This window comes from Salipaludibacillus sp. CF4.18 (genome assembly GCF_051262595.1).
Taxonomy (GTDB): domain Bacteria; phylum Bacillota; class Bacilli; order Bacillales; family Salisediminibacteriaceae; genus Salipaludibacillus; species Salipaludibacillus neizhouensis.
The window spans coordinates 1-21209 of record NZ_JBIMEV010000031.1; the positions used below are offsets into that span (position 1 = coordinate 1).

Genomic DNA, 21209 nt, shown 5'->3' on the forward strand with positions numbered 1-21209 from the left:
CCTCCTTGCTCGCAATGAGCAAAGAGGACCGAACCCTTGATATAAAAGGGATATTAACGCTTTGAGAACTGAGGAGCACGACGTGCACCTTTAAGTCCGTATTTCTTACGCTCTTTCATACGAGAGTCACGAGTTAAGAAACCAGCTTTTTTAAGTGATCCGCGGTATTCTGGATCTGCAATAAGAAGTGCACGAGCAACTCCGTGACGGATTGCTCCAGCTTGACCAGTGTAACCTCCACCTTCAACTTTAACAAGAATATCGTACGTACCCTCTGTTTGTGTTTCATTAAGTGGTTGTTTAACGATAACTTTTAATGTTTCAAGGTCAAAGTACTCGTCGATGTTTCTATTGTTGATCACGATTTTACCGTCTCCAGGAACGAGACGTACACGTGCGACAGAGTTCTTACGACGACCTGTTCCATAATATTCAACTTGTGCCAAGAAAATTCCCTCCTTCTATATTAACCTTTTAATTCAAAAACTTCAGGCTTTTGAGCAGCATGTGGATGCTCAGTACCAGTGTACACGTTAAGCTTCTTATACATTTGACGACCTAAAGATCCTTTAGGAAGCATTCCTTTAATAGAAAGTTCAAGAAGTTTAACTGGTTTACGGTCACGCATTTCTCCTGCACTCATTGACTTCAATGAACCAGGATATTGGCTGTGACGGTAGTACATTTTGTCCTGTAATTTGTTTCCTGTTAAATGAATCTTTTCCGCATTAATAATGATTACGTGATCTCCTGTATCAATATGCGGTGTGAACATTGGCTTGTGCTTTCCGCGAAGAAGGCTAGCTACTTCAGTCGATAAACGACCTAGTGTCTTGTCTTCAGCGTCAACCACATGCCATTTACGTTCAACTTCGCTTGGCTTTGCCATATATGTTGTGCGCATGTGTTTCCCTCCTAATTAACTATAACTATCTCAAAAACTTTCCAACATTTCAACGTTCGATTCCGTACCCGGGGCTAGTGGGCATAAGAATACCATAGATCATCATATAACATCTGAAAGCTGATGTCAACAAAATGTTACACCAGGATTCGTTGTCATTCAATACTTTTTATAATTCAGCTAAATATTTTTCCAAATGATCTCTTTCATAAAAAACTTGCGCCAAATATAATCCACAGCCAGGAGCTGTTGGACCGGCTAACGTTCTGTCCATGCCCACGATGATTCGAGAGATATCTGAAGAATTAATGTCTCCAATCCCAGCCTGTATAATTGTTCCCATTAAAATACGCACCATTTGATATAAAAAACCACTGCCTATAAACCGGAACGTCCACTCATTCTCATATCTCGTAATGTTAACTCGAAAGATTGTACGTACTTTATCTACCACATCGGTTTTAGGAGACGACAGGCTCGTGAAATTATGTGTACCTAATAAATACTCTGCGGCTTCACTCATAGCAGTAAGATCTAAATTTTTCGGTAAATGGTAGACGTAGTTGCGTTTAAAAACGTCCGGTTGCACAGCTGTACTCATGCGATAAACGTATTCTTTCCCAACCGCATCATAACGTGCATGAAAGGTGGAAGGGACATACTGACAAGACTGGACATGCATATCATTTGGAAGGATACTATTCAGGGCCACTGCCCAGCGATCCTCAGGTATTGATAGGGGCGTATCGAAGTGAACTGGTTGATTCAGCCCATGGACTCCTGCATCCGTTCTTCCTGAAGAAGTAGAAGGCCAGAATTCTGCTTTATGAATGATGCGTAATGCCTTTTCTATTTCTCCCTGCACAGAACGTGATACCGGCTGCCGTTGATATCCATGGAAATTTGTCCCGTCATACGATAAGATCGCAAGTACTCTCTGCATGAAGCGTCACTCCTTATGTGTAGACCCTAAAAATAACCGTTATTAAAGCAAAACTCAGCAATACACCTATTGCAATAGTATCCTTACGCTTCCATTGTAACCGCCGAAATTTAGTCCGTCCTTTACTGCCATTATAACCACGAGCCTCCATCGCTGTTGCTAAATCTTCCGCACGCTTAAATGACTGTATAAAAAGTGGCACCAAAATTGGAATAAGTGCTTTTAATCGTGTCCACAGCGAACCCTTTGAGAAGTTGGCGCCTCGTGCCATTTGTGCATTTATGATTTTAGACGTTTCTTCCAACAATGTAGGAATGAACCTCAATGCAATAGACATCATTAAAGCTAATTCATGCGTCGGAATTCCCATTGCTCCTAACGGCTTCATTAATCGTTCTAATCCATCCGTTAAGTCCATAGGCATCGTTGATAATGTTAGAAGAGAAGCCATCAGCACTAACAAAAATAATCGCAAGGCTATTAAACTTCCCTCGGTTACGCCACCTGAATAAACAGTAATCCAAGGGAGATCCAGAAGTACTTTTCCGTCACTGGTCATAAATAAATGCAATAAAAATGTTAATAGTATAATAATAGCAATAAAACGCATTCCTTTTATGTAATAACGAAAAGGTATATTAGCCAATAAAAACGTTACTCCTGTAAGAACAGCTGCCAACGTTAAAACAATCGGGTGACGACTGATAAAAAGAAAAACCATAAAGATAAATATCGCGATAATTTTCGCCCGAGGGTCCATCCGGTGTACAAAGGATTCTCGAGGGACATACTGTCCTATAATCACATTATCAAAAATCGTGATCACTACCCTTCATATTTAAAAACGAAAGGATACTTTCTACCGTTGCCTCTTTCGTAAACTTCCCTGTTTCCAGTTCGATTCCTGACTGGGACTGAATCGCTGAGAGAAGCTTTACAGACTCTGGTACCGATAGGCCATTTTTCTTAAGTTTCTCGACTTGAGAAAAGATCTTTTCAGGCGTCCCAATTTCCAGAACTTTACCCGAACTCATCACAATGACCTGGTCAGAAAACTGTGCAGCATCCTCCATCTGATGAGTCACTAAAACGATCGATCTTTTTTCTTTTGCCTTATACCATTCAGAAAACAATGTCATCATTGCCTGTTGACCTTGAGGATCCAACCCAACTGTTGGTTCGTCTAAAACGAGTAAAAGAGGTTCAATTGCTAAAACACCGGCAATTGCTACTCTTCTCATTTGCCCGCCACTTAATTCAAAAGGGGAACGAGTAAATAAGTCAGCTCCAATACCGACCAATTCCAAGTACTCAGTCGCTTTTCTTTCAGCTTCTACTTTTGACAGACCGAAATTTATTGGACCGTATGCAACATCCTGTAATACCGTCTCATGGAACAATTGATGCTCTGGGAATTGAAATACCATCCCCACTTGCCGACGTAAATCAAAGAGGTGCTTTTGTTTTGTATCGGAGCTAATGGTCCAATCGCCTACCTTAATTTCACCTTTTGATGGTTTAATGAGACCATTCATGTGTTGAATGAAGGTGGACTTACCTGAACCTGTATGACCAATAATAGAGGTAAATTGTCCTGAATCAAGTGTTATATTAAGATCACTTAATGCTTCTCTCTCAAAGGGTGTATCCTTCATATACGTGTAACTTAGATTATTCGTTTGTAACTGCATATAGCATTCACCAACTCTTCATGAGTTAACACTTTCTCATCTATCAATATTTGACGTTTTCGAAGTTCCTTAGCAACATCAACTATAAACGGAGATGAAAGATTATTTGCCGTCAAAACTTCTCCGTTTGCAAATAATTCCCTTGGTATTCCTTCATAGACAATACTCCCGTCATTTAGCACAATGATGCGGTCAGAAGCGATCGCCTCATTCACATCATGTGTAATTGAAATGATGGTTACGTCGTCCTCTTCATTCAATTTCCGAACCATAGAAAGTACTTCATTTCTGCCCTGGGGGTCCAGCATCGATGTTGCTTCATCTAATACAATTACCCTCGGCTTAAGCGCCAGTGCACCAGCTAAAGCCACACGTTGCTTCTGTCCACCTGATAAGTTATGTGGCTCAGTTTTCTCAAATCCTTCGAGTCCTAATCGCTGTATACTATCCTTTACGCGTTGATGCATTTCGTAATATGGTATTCCCGCACTTTCTAGCCCAAACGCCACATCGCCCTCAACAGTCGGTGCCACAAGCTGATTATCTGGATTTTGAAAAACCATCGCTACATCTCTTCGAATGGAAGACCATTCTGCTGAGTCAACAGTATTCTTACCACATGAAACTACTTCCCCTGTCAGAGGTATCAATAGGGCATTAAAAAACTTCGCTAAGGTGGATTTACCAGAACCATTTGGACCGAGAATGGTAAGCCACTCGCCTTTTTTGACATTTAAGGAGATATGCTTTAACACATACGGTAAACTATCCTGATATCTGAAACTCAAATTACGAACACTAATTTCATTAGGCATTAAAGTACTCCTTCTAAAGAAAGTAAGTGTATTAGCATTGAAAAAGTATCTCTAATTTCAACAGTAGCACCTACTAAAAAACGTAGGTGCTACTCAAAAAATATGATTATTATTTGTATCTAATCTCACTCAACGTAAATACTAAAAAAGGGCCAAGACCGACATCTGTTGCCAGACGTGGTGTCTCGCCCTTTGAAGAATCAATGCATCACGAGTTAAACAAGCTCAATAATAGCCATCTCTGCACCGTCTCCACGGCGAGGTCCAAGCTTCATAACTCGAGTATAACCGCCTTGACGGTCTTCATATCGTTTTGCTACATCATCAAAAAGTTTTTGGACTGCGTACTGTCCAGTTTCTTCATCAGCAATCTCATTACGGATAAATGCTGCAACTTGACGACGAGCATGCAAGTCACCACGCTTACCAAATGTGATCATTTTCTCAACGATTGAACGAAGCTCTTTCGCTTTAGGCTCAGTAGTTTCAATTCTTTCGTTAATGATTAAGTCAGTAGCTAAGTCACGGAATAGTGCTTTACGGGCACTACTATTACGACCTAATTTTCTGTATGCCATGTTAGTCCCTCCTTCTCAGGTGAATATACATCTACAGGAACAGTTTGATCACTCAAACTGGCATGGGTAGATTTATTCTTCGTCTCGAAGACCAAGACTAAGCTCTGCAAGTTTCTCTTGCACCTCTTCTAAACTCTTGCGTCCAAGGTTACGAACTTTCATCATGTCTTCCTCTGATTTTTGTGTTAATTCTTGTACGGTGTTAATTCCTGCTCGCTTAAGACAGTTGTATGAGCGAACAGATAAGTCTAATTCTTCGATGGTCATTTCAAGAACCTTTTCTTTCTGGTCCTCTTCCTTTTCAACCATGATCTCTGCATGTTGTGCTTGATCGGTTAAACCTACGAAGATATTTAAATGTTCATTCATGATTTTTGCACCAAGTGACACAGCTTCTTCCGGACGAATACTTCCATCTGTCCACACGTCCAAAGTTAATTTATCGAAGTTAGTAATTTGACCAACTCGAGTATTTTCAACTTGGAAATTCACACGTGAAACAGGTGTGAAGATAGAATCCACTGGGATAACCCCGATTGGTAAATCGTCAGAGTTGTTTCCTTCTGCAGGAACATATCCTCTTCCACGACTTGCCGTCACTTTCATCTGGAACTGTGCTCCTTTAGAAAGAGTGGCAATGTGCAGGTCAGGGTTTAGAACCTCTACATCGCTGTCATGCATCAAATCTGCTGCAGTAACAATTCCTTCTCCCGAAGCATCAATTTCTAGTGTTTTTTCATCATCTGAATAAATCTTTAGTGCGAGTTTCTTCAAGCTGAGAATGATGGATGTAACATCTTCTACGACACCTTCAATGGTTGAAAACTCGTGAAGCACTCCATTAAACTGAACGCTTGTCACTGCAGATCCGGGTAATGACGAAAGCAGGATTCGGCGAAGGGAGTTCCCCAGCGTTGTTCCATAACCTCGTTCTAGAGGTTCTACGACAAATTTACCGTAGGTTACGTCTTCACTCATTTCGACAGCTTCAATTTTCGGTTTTTCTATTTCAATCATTAAACAAACCCTCCTTCAAAACGTCGAAACCCCGGTTGTGAATTAGGCACAACCGGAATCCCTCATTGGGCACACCTTGACCTGTCACGAAACTATAGTTCCTTTTCGTGTCCATTTTATGGACCTAGGTTCTTACACCATTATTGACATAGGCATGAATATTCATACCTCTGATGTACTATACTCTACGACGTTTTGGTGGTCGGCAACCGTTATGTGGAACCGGGGTGACGTCTCTAATCATGTTCACTTCTAAGCCAGTAGCTTGAAGCGAACGAATTGCTGCTTCACGTCCAGCTCCAGGACCTTTAACGGAGACTTCTACAGATTTCATTCCATGATCCATTGCAGCTTTAGCAGCTGTTTCTGCAGCTGTTTGTGCAGCGAATGGAGTCGATTTACGAGAACCTTTGAAGCCAAGTGCACCAGCACTTGCCCAAGATATTGCATTTCCTTGTGGGTCAGTGATTGTGACGATTGTATTATTAAACGTTGAACGAATGTGCGCAATTCCGGACTCTATATTTTTACGTTGACGACGCTTTGAACGAGTCGTTTTTGGTTTAGCCATAATCTAACATGACCTCCTTTACTTTTTCTTGTTCGCAACAGTTCGACGAGGACCTTTACGTGTTCTTGCATTGTTCTTCGTCTTTTGTCCACGAACAGGTAGTCCTCTACGGTGGCGAATACCACGATATGAACCAATTTCAATGAGACGCTTGATATTAAGAGATACTTCTCTGCGAAGATCCCCTTCAACTTTTACTCCGTCTACTACTTCACGGATTTTACCTAATTCATCTTCTGTTAAATCACGAACGCGTGTGTCTTCAGAGACACCAGCTTGTTCCAGAATTTTGATAGATCTAGACTTACCAATTCCGAAAACGTACGTGAGAGATACGACAACTCGCTTATCACGAGGAATGTCGACACCAGCAATACGTGCCATACTTTACACCTCCTGGGTTGTTATCCTTGCTTCTGTTTGTGTTTAGGATTTTCGCAAATTACCATGACGGTACCTTTTCGGCGAATAACTTTGCATTTTTCACAAATCGGTTTCACTGATGGTCTTACCTTCATGCTTTCTACCTCCTTATAGTACGGAGTGACTATAACCTTGCCAGATTATTTATAACGATATGTGATACGACCGCGAGTTAAGTCGTACGGAGATAATTCTACAGTAACCTTGTCTCCAGGTAAAATGCGAATAAAGTGCATTCGAATCTTTCCGGAAACATGGGCCAAGACTTTATGACCGTTTTCTAACTCTACGCGGAACATAGCATTTGGAAGCGGCTCAATGACCGTTCCTTCTACTTCAATTACATCTTCTTTGGCCATGAATTTACTCTCCTTCCTTCAGTAAATTACCAACAATATATGTTGAAATTGCAAACCGCAATTTAGCATTAGTAACACGGCCCGTTTCTACAATACTATTCTTCACTTCTGGAACAACAATGTTCATTCGCTCTACATGCTGGAGGTTTTTTCTTTTCGCACGGTCAACTTTCCTTTTATCCCCGTCCGCGATCCGAATAAAACGTTCATCCAGAATTTCAATAATACAAGCGAATTGCTCTTTGTCCCTTCCGTTAAGAATCCGCACAAGTTCACCAACTTGTGGAATCGAGTCAGGATCTTTCATTTAATGACCACCTTCAACTTTCTTTGGCTTTTGTCAAAATCTCATATCCTGTGTCAACAATAGCAATTGTGTGTTCGAAATGGGCACACATTTCTCCATCGGTCGTTACAACAGTCCAATTGTCTCTCAACGTCCGGACATGTCTCTTTCCAGCATTCACCATTGGTTCAATGGCTAAAACCATACCTTCTTTCAGGCGTGGTCCTTTCCCTGGAGGACCGAAGTGAGGAATTTGAGGATCCTCGTGCAGACTTTGTCCAACCCCATGACCGACATACTCTCTCACTACAGAAAAGTTATGAGCCTCTACATGCTTTTGTATCGCATGAGAAATATTAGAGAGTCTTTCACCAGGTTTCGCTTCAGCAAGTCCTTTGTATAATGATTCTTCTGTTACTTCAAGGAGCTTACTTGTCTTATCATCAATCGTTCCCACTGGATACGTCCATGCGGAGTCTCCGTGGTATCCTTGAAAGTCAGCGCCAATATCTATACTAATAATGTCACCGTCTTTCAAAGCCCGATCTCCTGGAATCCCGTGTACCAATTGATCATTCACTGAAGCGCAAATACTCCCAGTAAATCCATTATAGCCTTTAAAAGATGGAACCGCATCATACGATCGAATAAATGTATCGGCAATGTGATCCAATTCCTTCGTCGTAATACCGGGCTTGATGTGTTTCTGAAGTTCTCTGTGCGTGAGTGCAACAATATTACCAGCCTGCCGCATGATCTCTAGCTCTCGAGCTGTCTTACAGATTATCATTGATGACTTCCTTTCAGAAGTTGATCAATATCCTCAAAAACATCTTGAATATCTTTTTGCCCGTTAATATTACGAAGGTAGCCTTTTTCACTATAGAAGTCAACAAGGGGCTGTGTTTGCTCCATATTAACATCTATTCGCTTTTTAACTGTATCAGGCTTATCATCTTTTCGTTGAGTCAAGTCACTTCCGTCTTTATCACATTTACCTTGTACCTTAGGAGGATTATAAATCTCATGGTAAGTCGCGCCACATTCTGGACAAATCCAACGACCAGTGAGACGTTTGAAAAGATCCTCTTCTGGTACTTTAATATATAAAACATGATCCAATTGACGATCTAGACTTTTCAGAATTTCCTCTAGTGCGGATGCTTGTGCAACAGTCCGGGGAAAACCATCCAGCAGAAAACCTTTTTGGCAATCATCTTTACTTAATCGTTCCTCAACAATTCCAACAGTGACCTCATCAGGAACTAAGTTCCCTTCGTCCATAAAAGCCTTTGCTCTCAGACCTAGTTCCGTGCCATCTTTAATTGCAGCTCGAAACATATCTCCTGTTGAAATGTGGGGAACGCCGTATTTAGCGACAACTTTTTCTGCCTGTGTTCCTTTTCCCGCGCCTGGAAGTCCCATTAAGATTAAGTTCATCTGCTTCTCCTCCATCGTCTTTCTAATTCTACGATCGAAGGCAAAAGGAAAAGTATCCCTTTTATTTAATAAAACCTTTATATGATCGTTTAATTAGTTGACTTTCTATTTGTTTCATCGTATCTAACGCTACACCAACAACAATCAATAACCCGGTTCCTCCAATTTGTACTGCTGGAGGAAGACCTGCTAATTCAGTAAAAAACACAGGTATCGTAGCTACTGTCGCTAGGAATAGGGCCCCGACGAATGTCAAACGATAAAGGATACGAGTAATGTAGACCTGAGTCGTTTTACCGGGTCGGATGCCAGGAACGTAACCACCCTGTTTTTTCAAGTTATCCGCCATTTGTTCAGGGTTAACCTGAACGAACGTATAGAAGTACGTAAAACCAATGATTAAAATCGCATAGGCTAACAAACCAAATGGCTGACTGTAATCAAAATTCGTCGTAATCCAACCGGCTATTGCATTATCATCTCCAAAGAATCCAGCCACAGTAGGAGGGAAAATAAAGAGTGACATTGCAAATATAACTGGAATAACCCCGGCTGAGTTAACCTTTAACGGCAAGTGGGTCGATTGACCTCCTTGCGGCTTCCCAGCAACCAATCGCTTGGCGTATTGAACAGGTATTTTTCTTAATGCTTGTTGAACAAATATAACCCCTACAATGATCGCTAAAGTTGCCAACAGAAGTAACAATACGGTTATGATGTTTATAAACAAGGCATCTCCTGCGTCTTCGAATTGAGTTACATAAATTTGATTAACTCCATTCGGAATCCCAGCAGCAATCCCACCAAAAATCATAATCGAAATCCCATTACCTACACCATGTGCGGTAATCTGCTCACCTAACCAAAGTAAGAAAGCAGTACCGGCAGTTAATGTAAGAGCAATCATCAAGTAAGTTGATATTGTCGGGTCCGGTACGAGACCTGGAAACAAGTTATTAAAGCCAATAGACATTCCTAAAGCTTGAATAAGCGCGATCCCGATTGTACCGTATCTCGTAACCTGTGCCAACTTTTTACGACCTGCTTCCCCTTGTTTAGACCATTCGGCAAACTTGGGAACAACATCCATTCGTAGCAATTGTACGATAATGGATGCCGTAATGTAAGGCATTATACCTGTCGCAAAAATAGAAAAGTTTTCAAGCGCTCCACCGCCAAAGGTATTTAAAAACCCAAAGGCATTCATCTCACCCTGAAAATCCAAAATGTCAGCATCCACTCCCGGAGCAGGGATGTGGGCACCAATGCGGAAAACGATTAACATCGCTAAAGTGAAGAGAATTTTATTTCTCAAATCACCGACTCGCATAATATTGGAGATCGTCTGGAACATTAAACCACCTCAGTCGTTCCGCCGGCAGCCTCAATCGCTTCCTTCGCTGATCCTGAGAATTTATGAGCTTTAACTGTAAGTTTAGACTCTAGAGTTCCTTTTCCAAGTACCTTGATACCACTTTTTTCGTTTTTCACTACACCCGATTCTACTAAAAGAGCCGGAGTAACTTCTGTACCATTATCAAAACGATTTAATGTGTCAAGGTTCACGATAGCGTATTCTGTACGGTTAGGGTTGTTAAATCCACGTTTTGGTAAACGACGGAAGATAGGCATTTGACCACCTTCAAATCCTGGACGAACACCACCACCCGAACGAGCGTTTTGACCTTTGTGACCTTTACCAGCAGTTTTACCATTACCAGTACCGATTCCACGACCTTTACGCTTACGTTCTTTACGAGAGCCTACTGAAGGCTTTAATTCGTGAAGTTGCATATTGACACCTCCTCAACTGTTAATTCTGAATTACGCTTCTACTTCTGTTACTTTAACGAGATGGGAAACTTTGTTTACCATTCCGCGCATTGCTTCGTTATCCTCTTGAACTACCGTGTGGTGCATTTTACGAAGACCTAAAGTCTTCACAGTCACACGCTGATCTTCTGGACGACCGATCAGACTTCTTACGAGGGTAATTTCTAACTTCTTTGCCATGCCAAATCCCTCCTTAACCTAGCAACTCTTCAACAGATTTGCCGCGTAGTTTCGCAACTTCTTCCGGACTTTTTAGGCTTTCAAGTCCTTGGATAGTAGCACGTACCATGTTAATTGGGTTATTTGACCCTAGTGATTTGGAAAGGACATCGCCTACTCCAGCTAATAATAGCACCGCACGAACTGGTCCGCCTGCGATAACTCCAGTACCTTCAGATGCTGGTTTTAGAAATACACTACCTGCGCCAAATTTCCCAGTAATTTGGTGAGGAATAGTTGTACCTTGAACAGGTACGCGAATCATATTTTTCTTACCGTCTTCGATAGCTTTGCGAATAGCTTCAGGTACTTCAAGTGCCTTACCCATTCCAAAACCAACGTGACCATTTTTATCACCAACGACAACTAGTGCTGAAAAGCGGAAGCGACGTCCACCTTTTACTACTTTAGCAACCCGGTTAATCGTTACAACTGTTTCTTCAATTTCCAATTTTGATGCATCGATATGCAAAGTGTTTCCCTCCTTTTAGCCTTGATTAAAACTTCAGACCAGCTTTACGAGCACCGTCTGCAAGTTCTTGTACGCGACCGTGGTAGAGGTAACCGCCACGATCAAATACTACGGATTCATGACCCTTTTCAAGGGCACGCTTAGCTACAAGTTCTCCAACTTGTTGCGCTGCCTCTTTGTTCCCGCCTTTTTCTATGTTTAGTTCTTTATCTAAGCTTGAAGCACCTGCAACCGTGACACCAGAAACGTCATCGATTAATTGTGCATAAATGTGCTTATTAGAACGGAAAACATTCAAGCGAGGACGTTCAGCAGTTCCTGTGATCGAACGACGAACGTGTGCGTGTCGTTTCTTACGTACCGCGTTCTTGTCAGTCTTTGTGATCATCGAACGTCATTCCTTTCTTTCCGTTATTAGGAATTACTTCCCTGTTTTACCTTCTTTGCGTCGTACATATTCACCTTCGTAGCGAACACCTTTACCTTTGTAAGGTTCAGGTTTTCTTGTTGCACGGATGTTTGAAGCCAATGCTCCGACACGTTCTTTATCGATACCTTTCACGATAACTTCCGTGTTTTTCGGAACTTCAATTTCCAAACCATCTTCTTGTACGAATTCTACTGGATGAGAAAGTCCAAGATTAAGGACTAGTTTATTTCCTGACATTTGCGCTCTGTAACCTACACCCACAAGCTCAAGCTTCTTTTGAAAGCCTTTTGTTACACCTTCAACCATGTTGTTGATGACGCTGCGAGTAGTTCCGTGTAGAGCACGGTGATCTTTATGGTCAGAAGGACGTGCTACAACGACTTGATTGTCTTCAACTTTAACAATCATTTCGTGATGAATTTGACGAGTCAATTCACCTTTTGGTCCTTTTACCGATACTGTCGTATTGTCGATTTTCACTTCTACTCCAGAAGGAATCTCAACTGGCTTTAAACCAATTCGAGACATGCCTTACACCTCCATTCTCTTACGTTCTACTTACCAAATATAAGCTAGTACTTCGCCGCCTACTTTTTGTTGACGAGCTTCTTTATCCGTGATTACTCCAGTTGATGAAGAAATAACCGCGATTCCTAATCCACCAAGCACTCTTGGTAGTTCATCAGATTTTGCGTAAACGCGTAAACCTGGTTTACTAATTCTCTTAAGTCCAGTGATAACTTTTTCGTTATTTGCACCGTACTTAAGGAAAATACGAAGGATACCTTGTTTGCTATCCTCAATGAATTCATAATCGCGAATAAATCCTTCGCGCTTTAAAATATCTGCTACTTCTTTTTTAACCTTTGAAGCCGGAAGCTCCAAACTTGTATGACGTACTGTATTCGCATTACGAATACGAGTCAGCATATCAGCAATAGGATCTGTCATTACCATCGTATTTACCTCCTTCCCTAAACGGAATTACCAGCTAGCTTTTCTTACGCCCGGAATTTGACCTTTATGTGCAAGTTCTCGGAAGCAGATACGGCAAAGCTTGAACTTGCGTATAACACTGTGAGGGCGTCCACAACGTTCGCATCTTGTATATTCTTGAACCTTAAATTTCTGCGTGCGCTTTTGTTTTGCGATCATAGATTTTTTCGCCAAGGTCTTCACTCCTTTCTTCGGCAATCATCTTATTTTTGAAACGGCATGCCCATTTGAGTGAGAAGCTCTCGTGCTTCTTCGTCAGTGTTCGCTGTAGTAACAACAACGATATCCATACCTCGAATTTTGTCTACATTATCATAATTGATTTCAGGGAAAATTAATTGTTCTTTAACTCCCATTGTATAATTTCCACGACCGTCAAATGCTTTTTTAGAAACACCGCGGAAGTCACGAACACGTGGTAAGGATACTGAAATTAGCTTATCCAAGAAATCATACATACGCTCTCCACGTAAGGTAACTTTTGCACCGATCGGCATACCTTCACGAAGTTTAAAACCTGCAATAGATTTTTTAGCTTTCGTGATTAAAGGCTTTTGACCAGTAATTAATCTGAGTTCTTCAACAGCTTTATCCAAAACCTTAGAGTTTTGAACAGCCTCTCCAACACCCATGTTAATAACAATTTTTTCAATATGTGGTACTTCCATTACAGAAGTGTAATTGAATTTCTCTGTTAATACAGGAGTAATCTCCTGATTAAATCTATCTTTCAATCGACTCATTGAGTTAACCTCCTTCCAGCCACTAGCGCTTACTTATCTAAAGATTCGCCAGATTTTTTAGCAATGCGTACTTTCTTACCGTTCTCTACTTTATATCCAACGCGTGTTGGTTCACCCGATTTAGGGTCAATTGGCATCACATTAGATACATGAATAGCTGCTTCTTGATTAAGAATTCCACCTTGAGGATTTGATTGGGATGGTTTAGCATGTTTTTTAACCATGTTAATGCCTTCCACTAGCACACGAGAACTATTCGGGTATGCTTCAAGGATTTTACCTTCTTTGCCTTTGTCTTTACCGGAAATAATTTTTACGTTATCACCTTGTTTGACATGCAATTTAGTTTGAGACATGAGGGCACCTCCTCTTAAGACGTATATATCCATTTATTTTATCTAACATTAAAGTACTTCAGGAGCTAAAGAAACGATCTTCATGAATTGGTTTTCACGTAATTCACGTGCAACTGGTCCAAAGATACGAGTTCCTCGAGGTCCTTTATCGTCTTTGACGATTACCGCTGCGTTTTCATCAAACTTGATATAAGATCCATCTTGACGACGTGCACCGCTCTTTGTACGAACGATTACTGCACGAACAACTTCACCTTTCTTGACAACGCCACCAGGTGTTGCTTGCTTTACAGTACAGACGATAACGTCTCCAATGTTCGCAGTTTTACGGCCAGAGCCACCAAGAACTTTAATACATAATACTTCACGAGCTCCAGAATTATCGGCTACTTTTAATCGGCTTTCTTGTTGAATCATAAACTTCTTTACCTCCCTTCAGGTAAGTAAACATAAATATGAAGTTAAACGATGACTGACTCTTCAACGATTTCAGTAAGACGGAAACGCTTGTCTTTAGATAATGGACGAGTCTCCATCACACGTACAACGTCACCTATTTTCGCTGTGTTATTTTCATCATGCGCTTTTAACTTTTTAGAATCTTTAACACGCTTTCCGTAGAGCGAGTGTGTTTTATAAGTTTCTATAACTACTGTTATCGTCTTATCCATCTTATCAGATGTTACACGACCAACATAGCTTTTGCGGTTATTACGTTCTTCCACTGTGCAAACCTCCTCTCCGGACTATTCGTTCGTGATTCCGAGTTCTCGTTCACGTAAAACTGTCTTTGCACGAGCAATTGCTTTTTTCACTTCACGAATGCGGGCTGGATTATCAAGCTGTCCAGTCGCAAGCTGAAAGCGAAGGTTAAAAAGCTCTTCCTTTAACGATTTCGATTTCTGTTCGATTTCGGTAGTGGTTAGGTTTCTAATCTCATTAGCTTTCATTTGCGTCACCACCCACTTCTTCACGTTTTACGAACTTTGTTCTAATTGGTAATTTATGAGACGCAAGACGTAATGCCTCACGAGCTACTTCCTCAGATACACCTGCGATTTCAAACAATATCTTCCCTGGCTTCACTACCGCAACCCAACCTTCTGGTGCCCCTTTACCGGAACCCATTCTTACTTCTAGAGGTTTAGCTGTATAAGGCTTATCTGGGAAAATTTTGATCCACACCTTACCACCACGCTTCATATAACGTGTCATGGAAATACGTGCAGCTTCTATTTGACGGTTCGTGATCCACGAAGCTTCTAAAGCTTGCAAACCATACTCACCGAAATTTACTTCTGTTCCGCCCTTAGCACGACCGCGCATCTTACCACGGTGTTCGCGACGGTATTTAACACGTTTTGGCATAAGCATGATTATTTTCCTCCTTCCTCTTGTTTCGTTCCTTTCGTTGGAAGGACCTCACCTTTGTAGATCCAAGTCTTCACACCGAGTTTTCCATAAGTCGTATCTGCTTCTGCAAATCCGTAATCTATGTCTGCTCTTAATGTATGAAGAGGAACAGTTCCTTCGTTATATGATTCAGAACGAGCAATATCAGCACCGCCAAGTCGACCAGAAACTTCTGTTTTAATTCCTAAAGCGCCTGAACGCATTGTACGTTGAATAGTTTGTTTCATCGCACGACGGAATGAAATACGGTTTTCTAATTGACGAGCAATGTTTTCAGCAACAAGTTTTCCATCAAGATCAGGTCTCTTAATTTCGTTGATGTTAATGTGAACTTTTTTGCCTGTTAATTGATTTAAAGCTTTACGTAGAGCTTCTACTTCAGATCCACCTTTACCGATTACCATACCTGGCTTAGCAGTGAAAATCGTTACGTTCACACGATTTGCTGCACGTTCGATTTCAATAGTAGAGACAGAAGCTTCGCTCAAACGCTTCTCCAAGTATTCACGAATTTTAATATCTTCGTGAAGTAGGTCAGCATAGTCTTTATCAGCGTACCACTTTGACTCCCAGCCGCGAATAACGCCGACACGAAGTCCATTAGGATTTATCTTTTGACCCACACTTATCCCTCCTTCTTTTCTGATAGAACGAGCGTGATATGGCTCGTACGTTTATTGATTCGACTCGCACGTCCCATAGCACGTGGGCGAAATCTCTTTAATGTAACACCTTCATCTACAAATACTTTACTAACAATTAAATTGTCAGGTTCCATTTCATAGTTATGCTCTGCGTTCGCAATGGCTGAATTCAAAAGTTTCTCAACTACAATTGATGACTTCTGAGGTGTAAGACGTAAAATAGATACGGCTTCGCCAACTTTTTTGCCTCGAATCAAGTCAACGACTAAGCGAACTTTGCGAGGAGCAATACGCACTTGTTTTGCAATTGCTTTTGCTTCCATGAATAGTACCTCCCCTCTTTATTAACGTCGTGTTTTCTTATCGTCAGATGCATGGCCTTTGTACGTTCTTGATGGTGCAAACTCACCAAGCTTGTGTCCAACCATATCTTCCGAAATATAAACTGGTACATGTTTACGACCGTCATATACTGCAATCGTGTGACCGACAAATTGTGGAAAAATAGTAGAACGTCTAGACCAAGTCTTGATAACTCTGCGACTCTCGCCCTCACCCATTGCTTCCACTTTCTTCATAAGATGATCATCGACGAATGGTCCTTTTTTCAAACTGCGACCCATAAGTGTACCTCCCTTCGTGATTGACCTACGGTTCGTCTAAAGAACCGTAGCACAACCGCGTTATTTTTTACGACGACGCACAATATATTTATCCGTGTCTTTGTTTTTATTACGAGTCTTATATCCAAGGGTTGGTTTGCCCCAAGGAGACATTGGTGATTTACGTCCGATTGGCGCACGTCCTTCACCACCACCGTGTGGGTGATCAACCGGGTTCATAACAGAACCACGAACTGTTGGACGAATACCTTTCCAACGTGAACGACCAGCTTTACCGACATTCACTAGTTCGTGCTCAACATTACCAACCTGACCAATTGTCGCACGGCAAGTTGCTAAGATTAAACGCGTTTCACTAGAGCGTAAGCGAACAAGAACATACTTACCTTCTTTACCTAAAACCTGTGCTTCCGCACCAGCTGAGCGAACTAGCTGTCCACCTTTACCTGGACGAAGCTCAATGTTGTGAATAATAGTACCTACCGGAATGTCTTGCAGTTGAAGTGCGTTACCAATTTTGATATCCGCATCTTTACCTGACAGAATTACAGTACCAACCTTCAAGTTTTTAGGAGCTATGATGTAACGCTTTTCTCCGTCTGCGTAGTTGATAAGAGCGATATTTGCAGTGCGGTTCGGATCGTATTCAATCGTAGCAACGCGCCCTGGAATTCCATCTTTATCACGTTTAAAATCCATTATTCTATATTGACGTTTGTGTCCGCCACCTTGATGACGCACTGTCAATCTACCTTGGTTGTTACGTCCACCATTTCGCTTAACTGGAGCGAGCAATGATTTCTCTGGTCGATCTGTAGTTAACTCTTGAAAGTCAAGAGTAGTCATACCACGACGACCCGGTGTGGTTGGTTTATACTTTTTGATAGCCATCAGCTTTTCCCTCCTTCTCTAATTATTTGTTATACACTCTCAAAGAACTCTAATTCTTTACTATCAGCAGAAAGTTTAACAATTGCTTTCTTGCGTTTTGGAGTGTAGCCTGAATGACGGCCGAAACGCTTGAATTTACCTTTGTAGTTCATCGTGTGAACACTAACTACTTTCACGCTGAAGATTTCTTCAATAGCATCTTTGATTTGAGATTTATTCGAACGAGGGTCTACCTCAAACGTATATTTCTTATCAGCCATCAAGTCTGTTGTTCGCTCAGTGATGAGCGGGCGCTTAATAATATCTCTTACGTCTGCCATTATGCAAGCACCTCCTCTACCTGTTTCACAGCATCTTGAGTAATGATTAGCTTCTCATGTTTAAGAATATCAAGTACATTTACTCCATCAGCTGTTATAAATTTTACTCCTGGAAGGTTACCAACAGATAATGCAACAGCAGCGTTGTATTCAGATGTTACAACCAGTGTCTTCTTTTCTGCAGATAATCCTGAAAGAATTACTTTCATTTCCTTCGTTTTAGGAGTTTCTAGGCTCAATCCTTCCACTACGCGAATGTTTTCATCATTCACCTTGGAAGAAAGAGCAGATTTTAAAGCCAAACGACGTTGCTTTTTAGGCATTTTAAAACCATATTTACGTGGTGTTGGACCGAATGTAACTCCACCACCAACCCAAATTGGCGAACGGATAGATCCGTGACGAGCACGTCCCGTTCCTTTTTGACGCCATGGTTTTTTACCGCCACCGCGAACATCTGCACGACCTTTTGTTGAATGCGTTCCTTGACGTTGAGATGCTTGTTGCATCAAAACTGCTTCAAATAGGACACTTTCATTTGGTGTAATACCGAAAACATCGGCTGAAAGTTCAATATCGCCTACTTCTGAGCCAGCTTGGTTATATAAAGTAACTTTAGGCATCTGGGCTCCTCCTTTCCTTTTCAATATTAGTCAGCTTTGATCGCTGATTTCACAGTAATATAACTTTTGTTAGCTCCAGGAACATTTCCTTTAACTAATAACAAATTAGTTTCTGTATCTACTTTTACTACTACAAGATTTTGAACGGTGACTTGCTCTCCACCCATGCGACCAGGTAGTAATTTACCAGGGCGTACGTGGTTAGGTGCAACAGGTCCCATTGAACCAGGACGACGGTGATAACGCGAACCGTGAGACATTGGTCCTCGAGATTGGTTATGACGCTTGATAGCACCTTGGAAACCTTTCCCTTTAGAAGTACCAGTTACATCTACAGTTTCACCTTCAGTGAATGTATCTACTTTAATTTCCTGACCAATTTCATAGTCCGCAACTGTAACATCACGCAGCTCTTTAACGAAGCGCTTAGGGGTTGTCTTCGCCTTTTCCGCATGACCTTTTGCAGGTTTAATCACACGATTTTGTTTCTCGTCTGAAAAACCAAGTTGAATTGATTCATAGCCTTCACCTTCGATTGTCTTCTTTTGAAGAACAACGTTAGGCTCAGCTTGGATAACTGTTACCGGAATTGCCTCTCCAGTTTCAGAGAAAATTTGAGTCATACCTAATTTTCTACCTAAGATTCCTTTAGTCATGAGTTACACCTCCTATAATTCTATTCTATAATATTATTTATAATTTAATTTCGATATCTACGCCTGACGGAAGATCCAATCGCATTAACGCATCTACAGTTTGTGGTGTAGGGTCAATGATGTCGATTAATCGCTTATGCGTGCGCATTTCAAACTGCTCACGAGCATCTTTGTATTTGTGTACAGCACGTAGAACCGTGTAGATTGATTTTTCAGTTGGTAGTGGGATTGGACCTGAAACGCTCGCGCCTGAACGACTAGCTGTTTCCACAATCTTCACCGCTGATTGATCTAAGATTCTGTGATCATACGCTTTTAATCGAATGCGAATTTTCTGTTTTGCCATAATATTACCTCCTTTTTCGCCCATTTTTGGAAATAGACTTGCTCCTCGGAAATTTCTCTACGCCGTCCCATGGCAAAGGGGCCTGGTGTGTCGACAACCTTCCGATTCAATGCCTGTCAGTGACCAACATTAAATATTATACAAGATTCATTGATCATATGCAACATTTATTTAAAAAAACTTTATTAGCGCACTTTGCCTATTATACAAGGTGATTAAAAATAATTCAAGAAGTCTTTTTAGAAAGGAGAAATTTTCTAATAAAAAAACTGATCAGGATGATTGCTCACCCCGATCAGCTTTCACTTGTCTCTTGCTATTCAATCAAATATCTTACTCAGTGATTGTAGCTACGACACCAGCACCAACAGTACGTCCACCCTCACGGATAGAGAACTTAGTACCTTCTTCGATAGCGATTGGTGAAATTAATTCAACAACCATTTCTACGTTATCTCCAGGCATAACCATTTCTACACCTTCAGGAAGATGAGTAACACCAGTTACGTCTGTAGTACGGAAATAGAATTGTGGACGGTAGTTTGTGAAGAATGGAGTGTGACGTCCACCTTCTTCTTTTGATAGAACATAAACTTCCGCTTTGAACTTTGTATGCGGAGTGATTGTTCCAGGCTTAGCAAGTACTTGACCACGGTTGATATCTTCACGAGCAACCCCACGAAGAAGTGCACCGATGTTGTCTCCAGCTTCAGCATAGTCAAGAAGCTTACGGAACATTTCAACACCAGTAACCGTAGTTTTCTTAGGTTCTTCAGTAAGACCGATGATTGAAACTTCGTCACCTACGTTTAGTTTTCCACGCTCAACACGACCAGTAGCAACAGTACCACGACCAGTGATAGAAAAAACATCCTCAATTGGCATCATGAATGGCTTATCTTTGTCACGGTCCGGAGTTGGAATGTAGTCATCCACTTGTTGCATTAACTCTAGGATGATGTTTTCGTGCTCTTCGTCACCTTGAAGTGCTTTAAGAGCAGAACCTTTTACTACAGGAACATCGTCACCAGGGAAATCATAATCAGAAAGTAGATCACGAACTTCCATTTCTACTAATTCAAGTAGCTCTTCATCGTCAACTTGGTCAGTTTTGTTTAAGAAAACAACGATTGAAGGTACACCTACTTGACGAGAAAGTAAGATATGCTCACGAGTTTGTGGCATTGGGCCATCAGCAGCAGATACTACTAGGATAGCTCCGTCCATTTGTGCAGCACCAGTGATCATGTTCTTTACATAGTCAGCGTGGCCTGGGCAGTCAACGTGTGCATAGTGACGAGAATCAGTTTCATATTCAACGTGTGCAGTGGAGATAGTGATTCCACGCTCGCGCTCTTCTGGTGCTCCGTCAATTTGGTCATACGCCATTGCAGAACCTTTACCTGACTTCTTGAAAAGTACAGAAGAGATTGCTGCTGTTAGTGTAGTTTTACCGTGGTCGACGTGACCAATTGTACCGATATTAGCATGCGTTTTGGAACGATCAAATTTTTCTTTACCCATGATCGAAATCCTCCTTAATATTTTTAGATATTTTTATTTTTTAAAGATGAAAGACTGTATCTTAACACCTTTTTTTCTTACAATAAATCACTG

The 21209-nt window shown here is 41.3% G+C and carries 38 protein-coding genes; all 38 read right to left on the bottom strand.

The annotated features are described in order from the left end of the window. Positions 1-53: 53 nt before the first annotated feature. Positions 54-446, bottom strand: a complete 393-nt coding sequence (gene rpsI / locus ACHABW_RS16630; RefSeq protein WP_110937956.1) for a 30S ribosomal protein S9 — start codon at positions 444-446, stop codon at positions 54-56. A 20-nt stretch (positions 447-466) separates the two neighbouring features. Then, positions 467-904: a 50S ribosomal protein L13 gene (gene rplM, locus ACHABW_RS16635; RefSeq protein ID WP_110937957.1), complete on the bottom strand. Its 438-nt coding sequence runs from the start codon at positions 902-904 to the stop codon at positions 467-469. Between the two features lie 169 nt (positions 905-1073). Beyond that, the gene (gene truA / locus ACHABW_RS16640) at positions 1074-1847 is read right to left on the bottom strand and encodes a tRNA pseudouridine(38-40) synthase TruA (RefSeq protein ID WP_435756844.1); all 774 of its coding nucleotides are present in this window, start codon (positions 1845-1847) and stop codon (positions 1074-1076) included. A 13-nt stretch (positions 1848-1860) separates the two neighbouring features. Continuing rightward, entirely contained in the window at positions 1861-2673 is an 813-nt protein-coding gene (locus tag ACHABW_RS16645; RefSeq protein WP_435756846.1) for an energy-coupling factor transporter transmembrane component T family protein, read from the bottom strand. Beyond that, on the bottom strand, positions 2657-3538 hold the full coding sequence (locus ACHABW_RS16650; protein WP_435756848.1) for an energy-coupling factor transporter ATPase: 882 nt from the start codon (positions 3536-3538) through the stop codon (positions 2657-2659). Before ACHABW_RS16650 ends, ACHABW_RS16645 begins: the two co-directional genes overlap by 17 nt. After that, a complete protein-coding gene (locus ACHABW_RS16655; RefSeq protein ID WP_435756850.1) occupies positions 3514-4353 on the bottom strand; it encodes an energy-coupling factor transporter ATPase in 840 nt (279 codons plus the stop codon). The genes ACHABW_RS16650 and ACHABW_RS16655 overlap by 25 nt, the downstream gene beginning before the upstream one ends. Before the next feature lie 215 nt (positions 4354-4568). Then, complete coding sequence (rplQ, locus tag ACHABW_RS16660) at positions 4569-4931, bottom strand: 50S ribosomal protein L17 (protein ID WP_110937961.1); 363 nt, start codon at positions 4929-4931, stop codon at positions 4569-4571. 72 nt (positions 4932-5003) lie between these two features. After that, on the bottom strand, positions 5004-5948 hold the full coding sequence (locus ACHABW_RS16665; protein WP_110937962.1) for a DNA-directed RNA polymerase subunit alpha: 945 nt from the start codon (positions 5946-5948) through the stop codon (positions 5004-5006). A gap of 178 nt (positions 5949-6126) precedes the next feature. Next, complete coding sequence (rpsK, locus tag ACHABW_RS16670) at positions 6127-6519, bottom strand: 30S ribosomal protein S11 (protein WP_110937963.1); 393 nt, start codon at positions 6517-6519, stop codon at positions 6127-6129. A gap of 18 nt (positions 6520-6537) precedes the next feature. Continuing rightward, a complete protein-coding gene (gene rpsM, locus ACHABW_RS16675; protein ID WP_110937964.1) occupies positions 6538-6903 on the bottom strand; it encodes a 30S ribosomal protein S13 in 366 nt (121 codons plus the stop codon). A gap of 20 nt (positions 6904-6923) precedes the next feature. After that, entirely contained in the window at positions 6924-7037 is a 114-nt protein-coding gene (gene rpmJ / locus ACHABW_RS16680; RefSeq protein ID WP_003322638.1) for a 50S ribosomal protein L36, read from the bottom strand. Positions 7038-7082: 45 nt separating this feature from the next. Beyond that, a complete protein-coding gene (gene infA, locus ACHABW_RS16685) occupies positions 7083-7301 on the bottom strand; it encodes a translation initiation factor IF-1 (protein ID WP_003322635.1) in 219 nt (72 codons plus the stop codon). A 4-nt stretch (positions 7302-7305) separates the two neighbouring features. Next, entirely contained in the window at positions 7306-7608 is a 303-nt protein-coding gene (locus ACHABW_RS16690) for a KOW domain-containing RNA-binding protein (RefSeq protein ID WP_110937965.1), read from the bottom strand. Positions 7609-7621: 13 nt separating this feature from the next. Continuing rightward, complete coding sequence (gene map, locus ACHABW_RS16695; protein ID WP_435756857.1) at positions 7622-8377, bottom strand: type I methionyl aminopeptidase; 756 nt, start codon at positions 8375-8377, stop codon at positions 7622-7624. Further along, positions 8374-9027: an adenylate kinase gene (locus ACHABW_RS16700; protein ID WP_110937967.1), complete on the bottom strand. Its 654-nt coding sequence runs from the start codon at positions 9025-9027 to the stop codon at positions 8374-8376. Before ACHABW_RS16700 ends, map begins: the two co-directional genes overlap by 4 nt. Positions 9028-9088: 61 nt before the next feature. Then, entirely contained in the window at positions 9089-10381 is a 1293-nt protein-coding gene (secY, locus tag ACHABW_RS16705; RefSeq protein WP_110937968.1) for a preprotein translocase subunit SecY, read from the bottom strand. Beyond that, a complete protein-coding gene (gene rplO, locus ACHABW_RS16710; protein WP_435756860.1) occupies positions 10381-10821 on the bottom strand; it encodes a 50S ribosomal protein L15 in 441 nt (146 codons plus the stop codon). Before rplO ends, secY begins: the two co-directional genes overlap by 1 nt. A gap of 30 nt (positions 10822-10851) precedes the next feature. Further along, the gene (rpmD, locus tag ACHABW_RS16715; protein ID WP_110937970.1) at positions 10852-11040 is read right to left on the bottom strand and encodes a 50S ribosomal protein L30; all 189 of its coding nucleotides are present in this window, start codon (positions 11038-11040) and stop codon (positions 10852-10854) included. 13 nt (positions 11041-11053) lie between these two features. Then, positions 11054-11551 carry a 30S ribosomal protein S5 gene (rpsE, locus tag ACHABW_RS16720; protein WP_110937971.1) on the bottom strand — a complete coding sequence of 166 codons (498 nt, stop codon included), beginning with the start codon at positions 11549-11551 and terminating at the stop codon, positions 11054-11056. A 25-nt stretch (positions 11552-11576) separates the two neighbouring features. Next, complete coding sequence (rplR, locus tag ACHABW_RS16725; RefSeq protein ID WP_110937972.1) at positions 11577-11939, bottom strand: 50S ribosomal protein L18; 363 nt, start codon at positions 11937-11939, stop codon at positions 11577-11579. A gap of 33 nt (positions 11940-11972) precedes the next feature. Further along, positions 11973-12509 carry a 50S ribosomal protein L6 gene (rplF, locus tag ACHABW_RS16730; protein ID WP_435756863.1) on the bottom strand — a complete coding sequence of 179 codons (537 nt, stop codon included), beginning with the start codon at positions 12507-12509 and terminating at the stop codon, positions 11973-11975. Positions 12510-12539: 30 nt separating this feature from the next. After that, positions 12540-12938 (bottom strand): 30S ribosomal protein S8, encoded by a 399-nt coding sequence (gene rpsH / locus ACHABW_RS16735; RefSeq protein ID WP_110937974.1) that lies wholly within the window; start codon positions 12936-12938, stop codon positions 12540-12542. Positions 12939-12965: 27 nt separating this feature from the next. After that, positions 12966-13151, bottom strand: coding sequence for a type Z 30S ribosomal protein S14 (locus ACHABW_RS16740; protein WP_110937975.1), 186 nt, complete (start codon positions 13149-13151; stop codon positions 12966-12968). 29 nt (positions 13152-13180) lie between these two features. Next, the gene (gene rplE, locus ACHABW_RS16745; RefSeq protein ID WP_110937976.1) at positions 13181-13720 is read right to left on the bottom strand and encodes a 50S ribosomal protein L5; all 540 of its coding nucleotides are present in this window, start codon (positions 13718-13720) and stop codon (positions 13181-13183) included. Between the two features lie 29 nt (positions 13721-13749). After that, complete coding sequence (rplX, locus tag ACHABW_RS16750) at positions 13750-14061, bottom strand: 50S ribosomal protein L24 (protein WP_110938799.1); 312 nt, start codon at positions 14059-14061, stop codon at positions 13750-13752. Between the two features lie 63 nt (positions 14062-14124). After that, positions 14125-14493 (bottom strand): 50S ribosomal protein L14, encoded by a 369-nt coding sequence (rplN, locus tag ACHABW_RS16755; RefSeq protein ID WP_110937977.1) that lies wholly within the window; start codon positions 14491-14493, stop codon positions 14125-14127. Positions 14494-14537: 44 nt separating this feature from the next. Further along, positions 14538-14801, bottom strand: a complete 264-nt coding sequence (rpsQ, locus tag ACHABW_RS16760) for a 30S ribosomal protein S17 (RefSeq protein ID WP_435756866.1) — start codon at positions 14799-14801, stop codon at positions 14538-14540. A 21-nt stretch (positions 14802-14822) separates the two neighbouring features. After that, positions 14823-15026 carry a 50S ribosomal protein L29 gene (gene rpmC / locus ACHABW_RS16765; protein WP_110937979.1) on the bottom strand — a complete coding sequence of 68 codons (204 nt, stop codon included), beginning with the start codon at positions 15024-15026 and terminating at the stop codon, positions 14823-14825. Then, positions 15016-15450: a 50S ribosomal protein L16 gene (rplP, locus tag ACHABW_RS16770; protein WP_110937980.1), complete on the bottom strand. Its 435-nt coding sequence runs from the start codon at positions 15448-15450 to the stop codon at positions 15016-15018. Before rplP ends, rpmC begins: the two co-directional genes overlap by 11 nt. 2 nt (positions 15451-15452) lie before the next feature. Next, positions 15453-16112 (bottom strand): 30S ribosomal protein S3, encoded by a 660-nt coding sequence (rpsC, locus tag ACHABW_RS16775; protein WP_435756869.1) that lies wholly within the window; start codon positions 16110-16112, stop codon positions 15453-15455. A gap of 2 nt (positions 16113-16114) precedes the next feature. After that, positions 16115-16456, bottom strand: a complete 342-nt coding sequence (rplV, locus tag ACHABW_RS16780; protein WP_110937982.1) for a 50S ribosomal protein L22 — start codon at positions 16454-16456, stop codon at positions 16115-16117. Positions 16457-16477: 21 nt separating this feature from the next. Continuing rightward, complete coding sequence (rpsS, locus tag ACHABW_RS16785) at positions 16478-16756, bottom strand: 30S ribosomal protein S19 (protein WP_110937983.1); 279 nt, start codon at positions 16754-16756, stop codon at positions 16478-16480. A gap of 60 nt (positions 16757-16816) precedes the next feature. Then, the gene (gene rplB / locus ACHABW_RS16790; protein ID WP_110937984.1) at positions 16817-17647 is read right to left on the bottom strand and encodes a 50S ribosomal protein L2; all 831 of its coding nucleotides are present in this window, start codon (positions 17645-17647) and stop codon (positions 16817-16819) included. Between the two features lie 29 nt (positions 17648-17676). Continuing rightward, on the bottom strand, positions 17677-17967 hold the full coding sequence (gene rplW, locus ACHABW_RS16795) for a 50S ribosomal protein L23 (protein WP_110937985.1): 291 nt from the start codon (positions 17965-17967) through the stop codon (positions 17677-17679). Beyond that, the gene (gene rplD / locus ACHABW_RS16800) at positions 17967-18590 is read right to left on the bottom strand and encodes a 50S ribosomal protein L4 (RefSeq protein ID WP_435756873.1); all 624 of its coding nucleotides are present in this window, start codon (positions 18588-18590) and stop codon (positions 17967-17969) included. Before rplD ends, rplW begins: the two co-directional genes overlap by 1 nt. A gap of 26 nt (positions 18591-18616) precedes the next feature. Then, positions 18617-19246 (bottom strand): 50S ribosomal protein L3, encoded by a 630-nt coding sequence (rplC, locus tag ACHABW_RS16805; RefSeq protein ID WP_110937987.1) that lies wholly within the window; start codon positions 19244-19246, stop codon positions 18617-18619. A gap of 37 nt (positions 19247-19283) precedes the next feature. Beyond that, the gene (rpsJ, locus tag ACHABW_RS16810) at positions 19284-19592 is read right to left on the bottom strand and encodes a 30S ribosomal protein S10 (protein WP_110937988.1); all 309 of its coding nucleotides are present in this window, start codon (positions 19590-19592) and stop codon (positions 19284-19286) included. 333 nt (positions 19593-19925) lie between these two features. Continuing rightward, positions 19926-21116: an elongation factor Tu gene (tuf, locus tag ACHABW_RS16815; protein WP_110937989.1), complete on the bottom strand. Its 1191-nt coding sequence runs from the start codon at positions 21114-21116 to the stop codon at positions 19926-19928. Positions 21117-21209 lie beyond the last annotated feature (93 nt).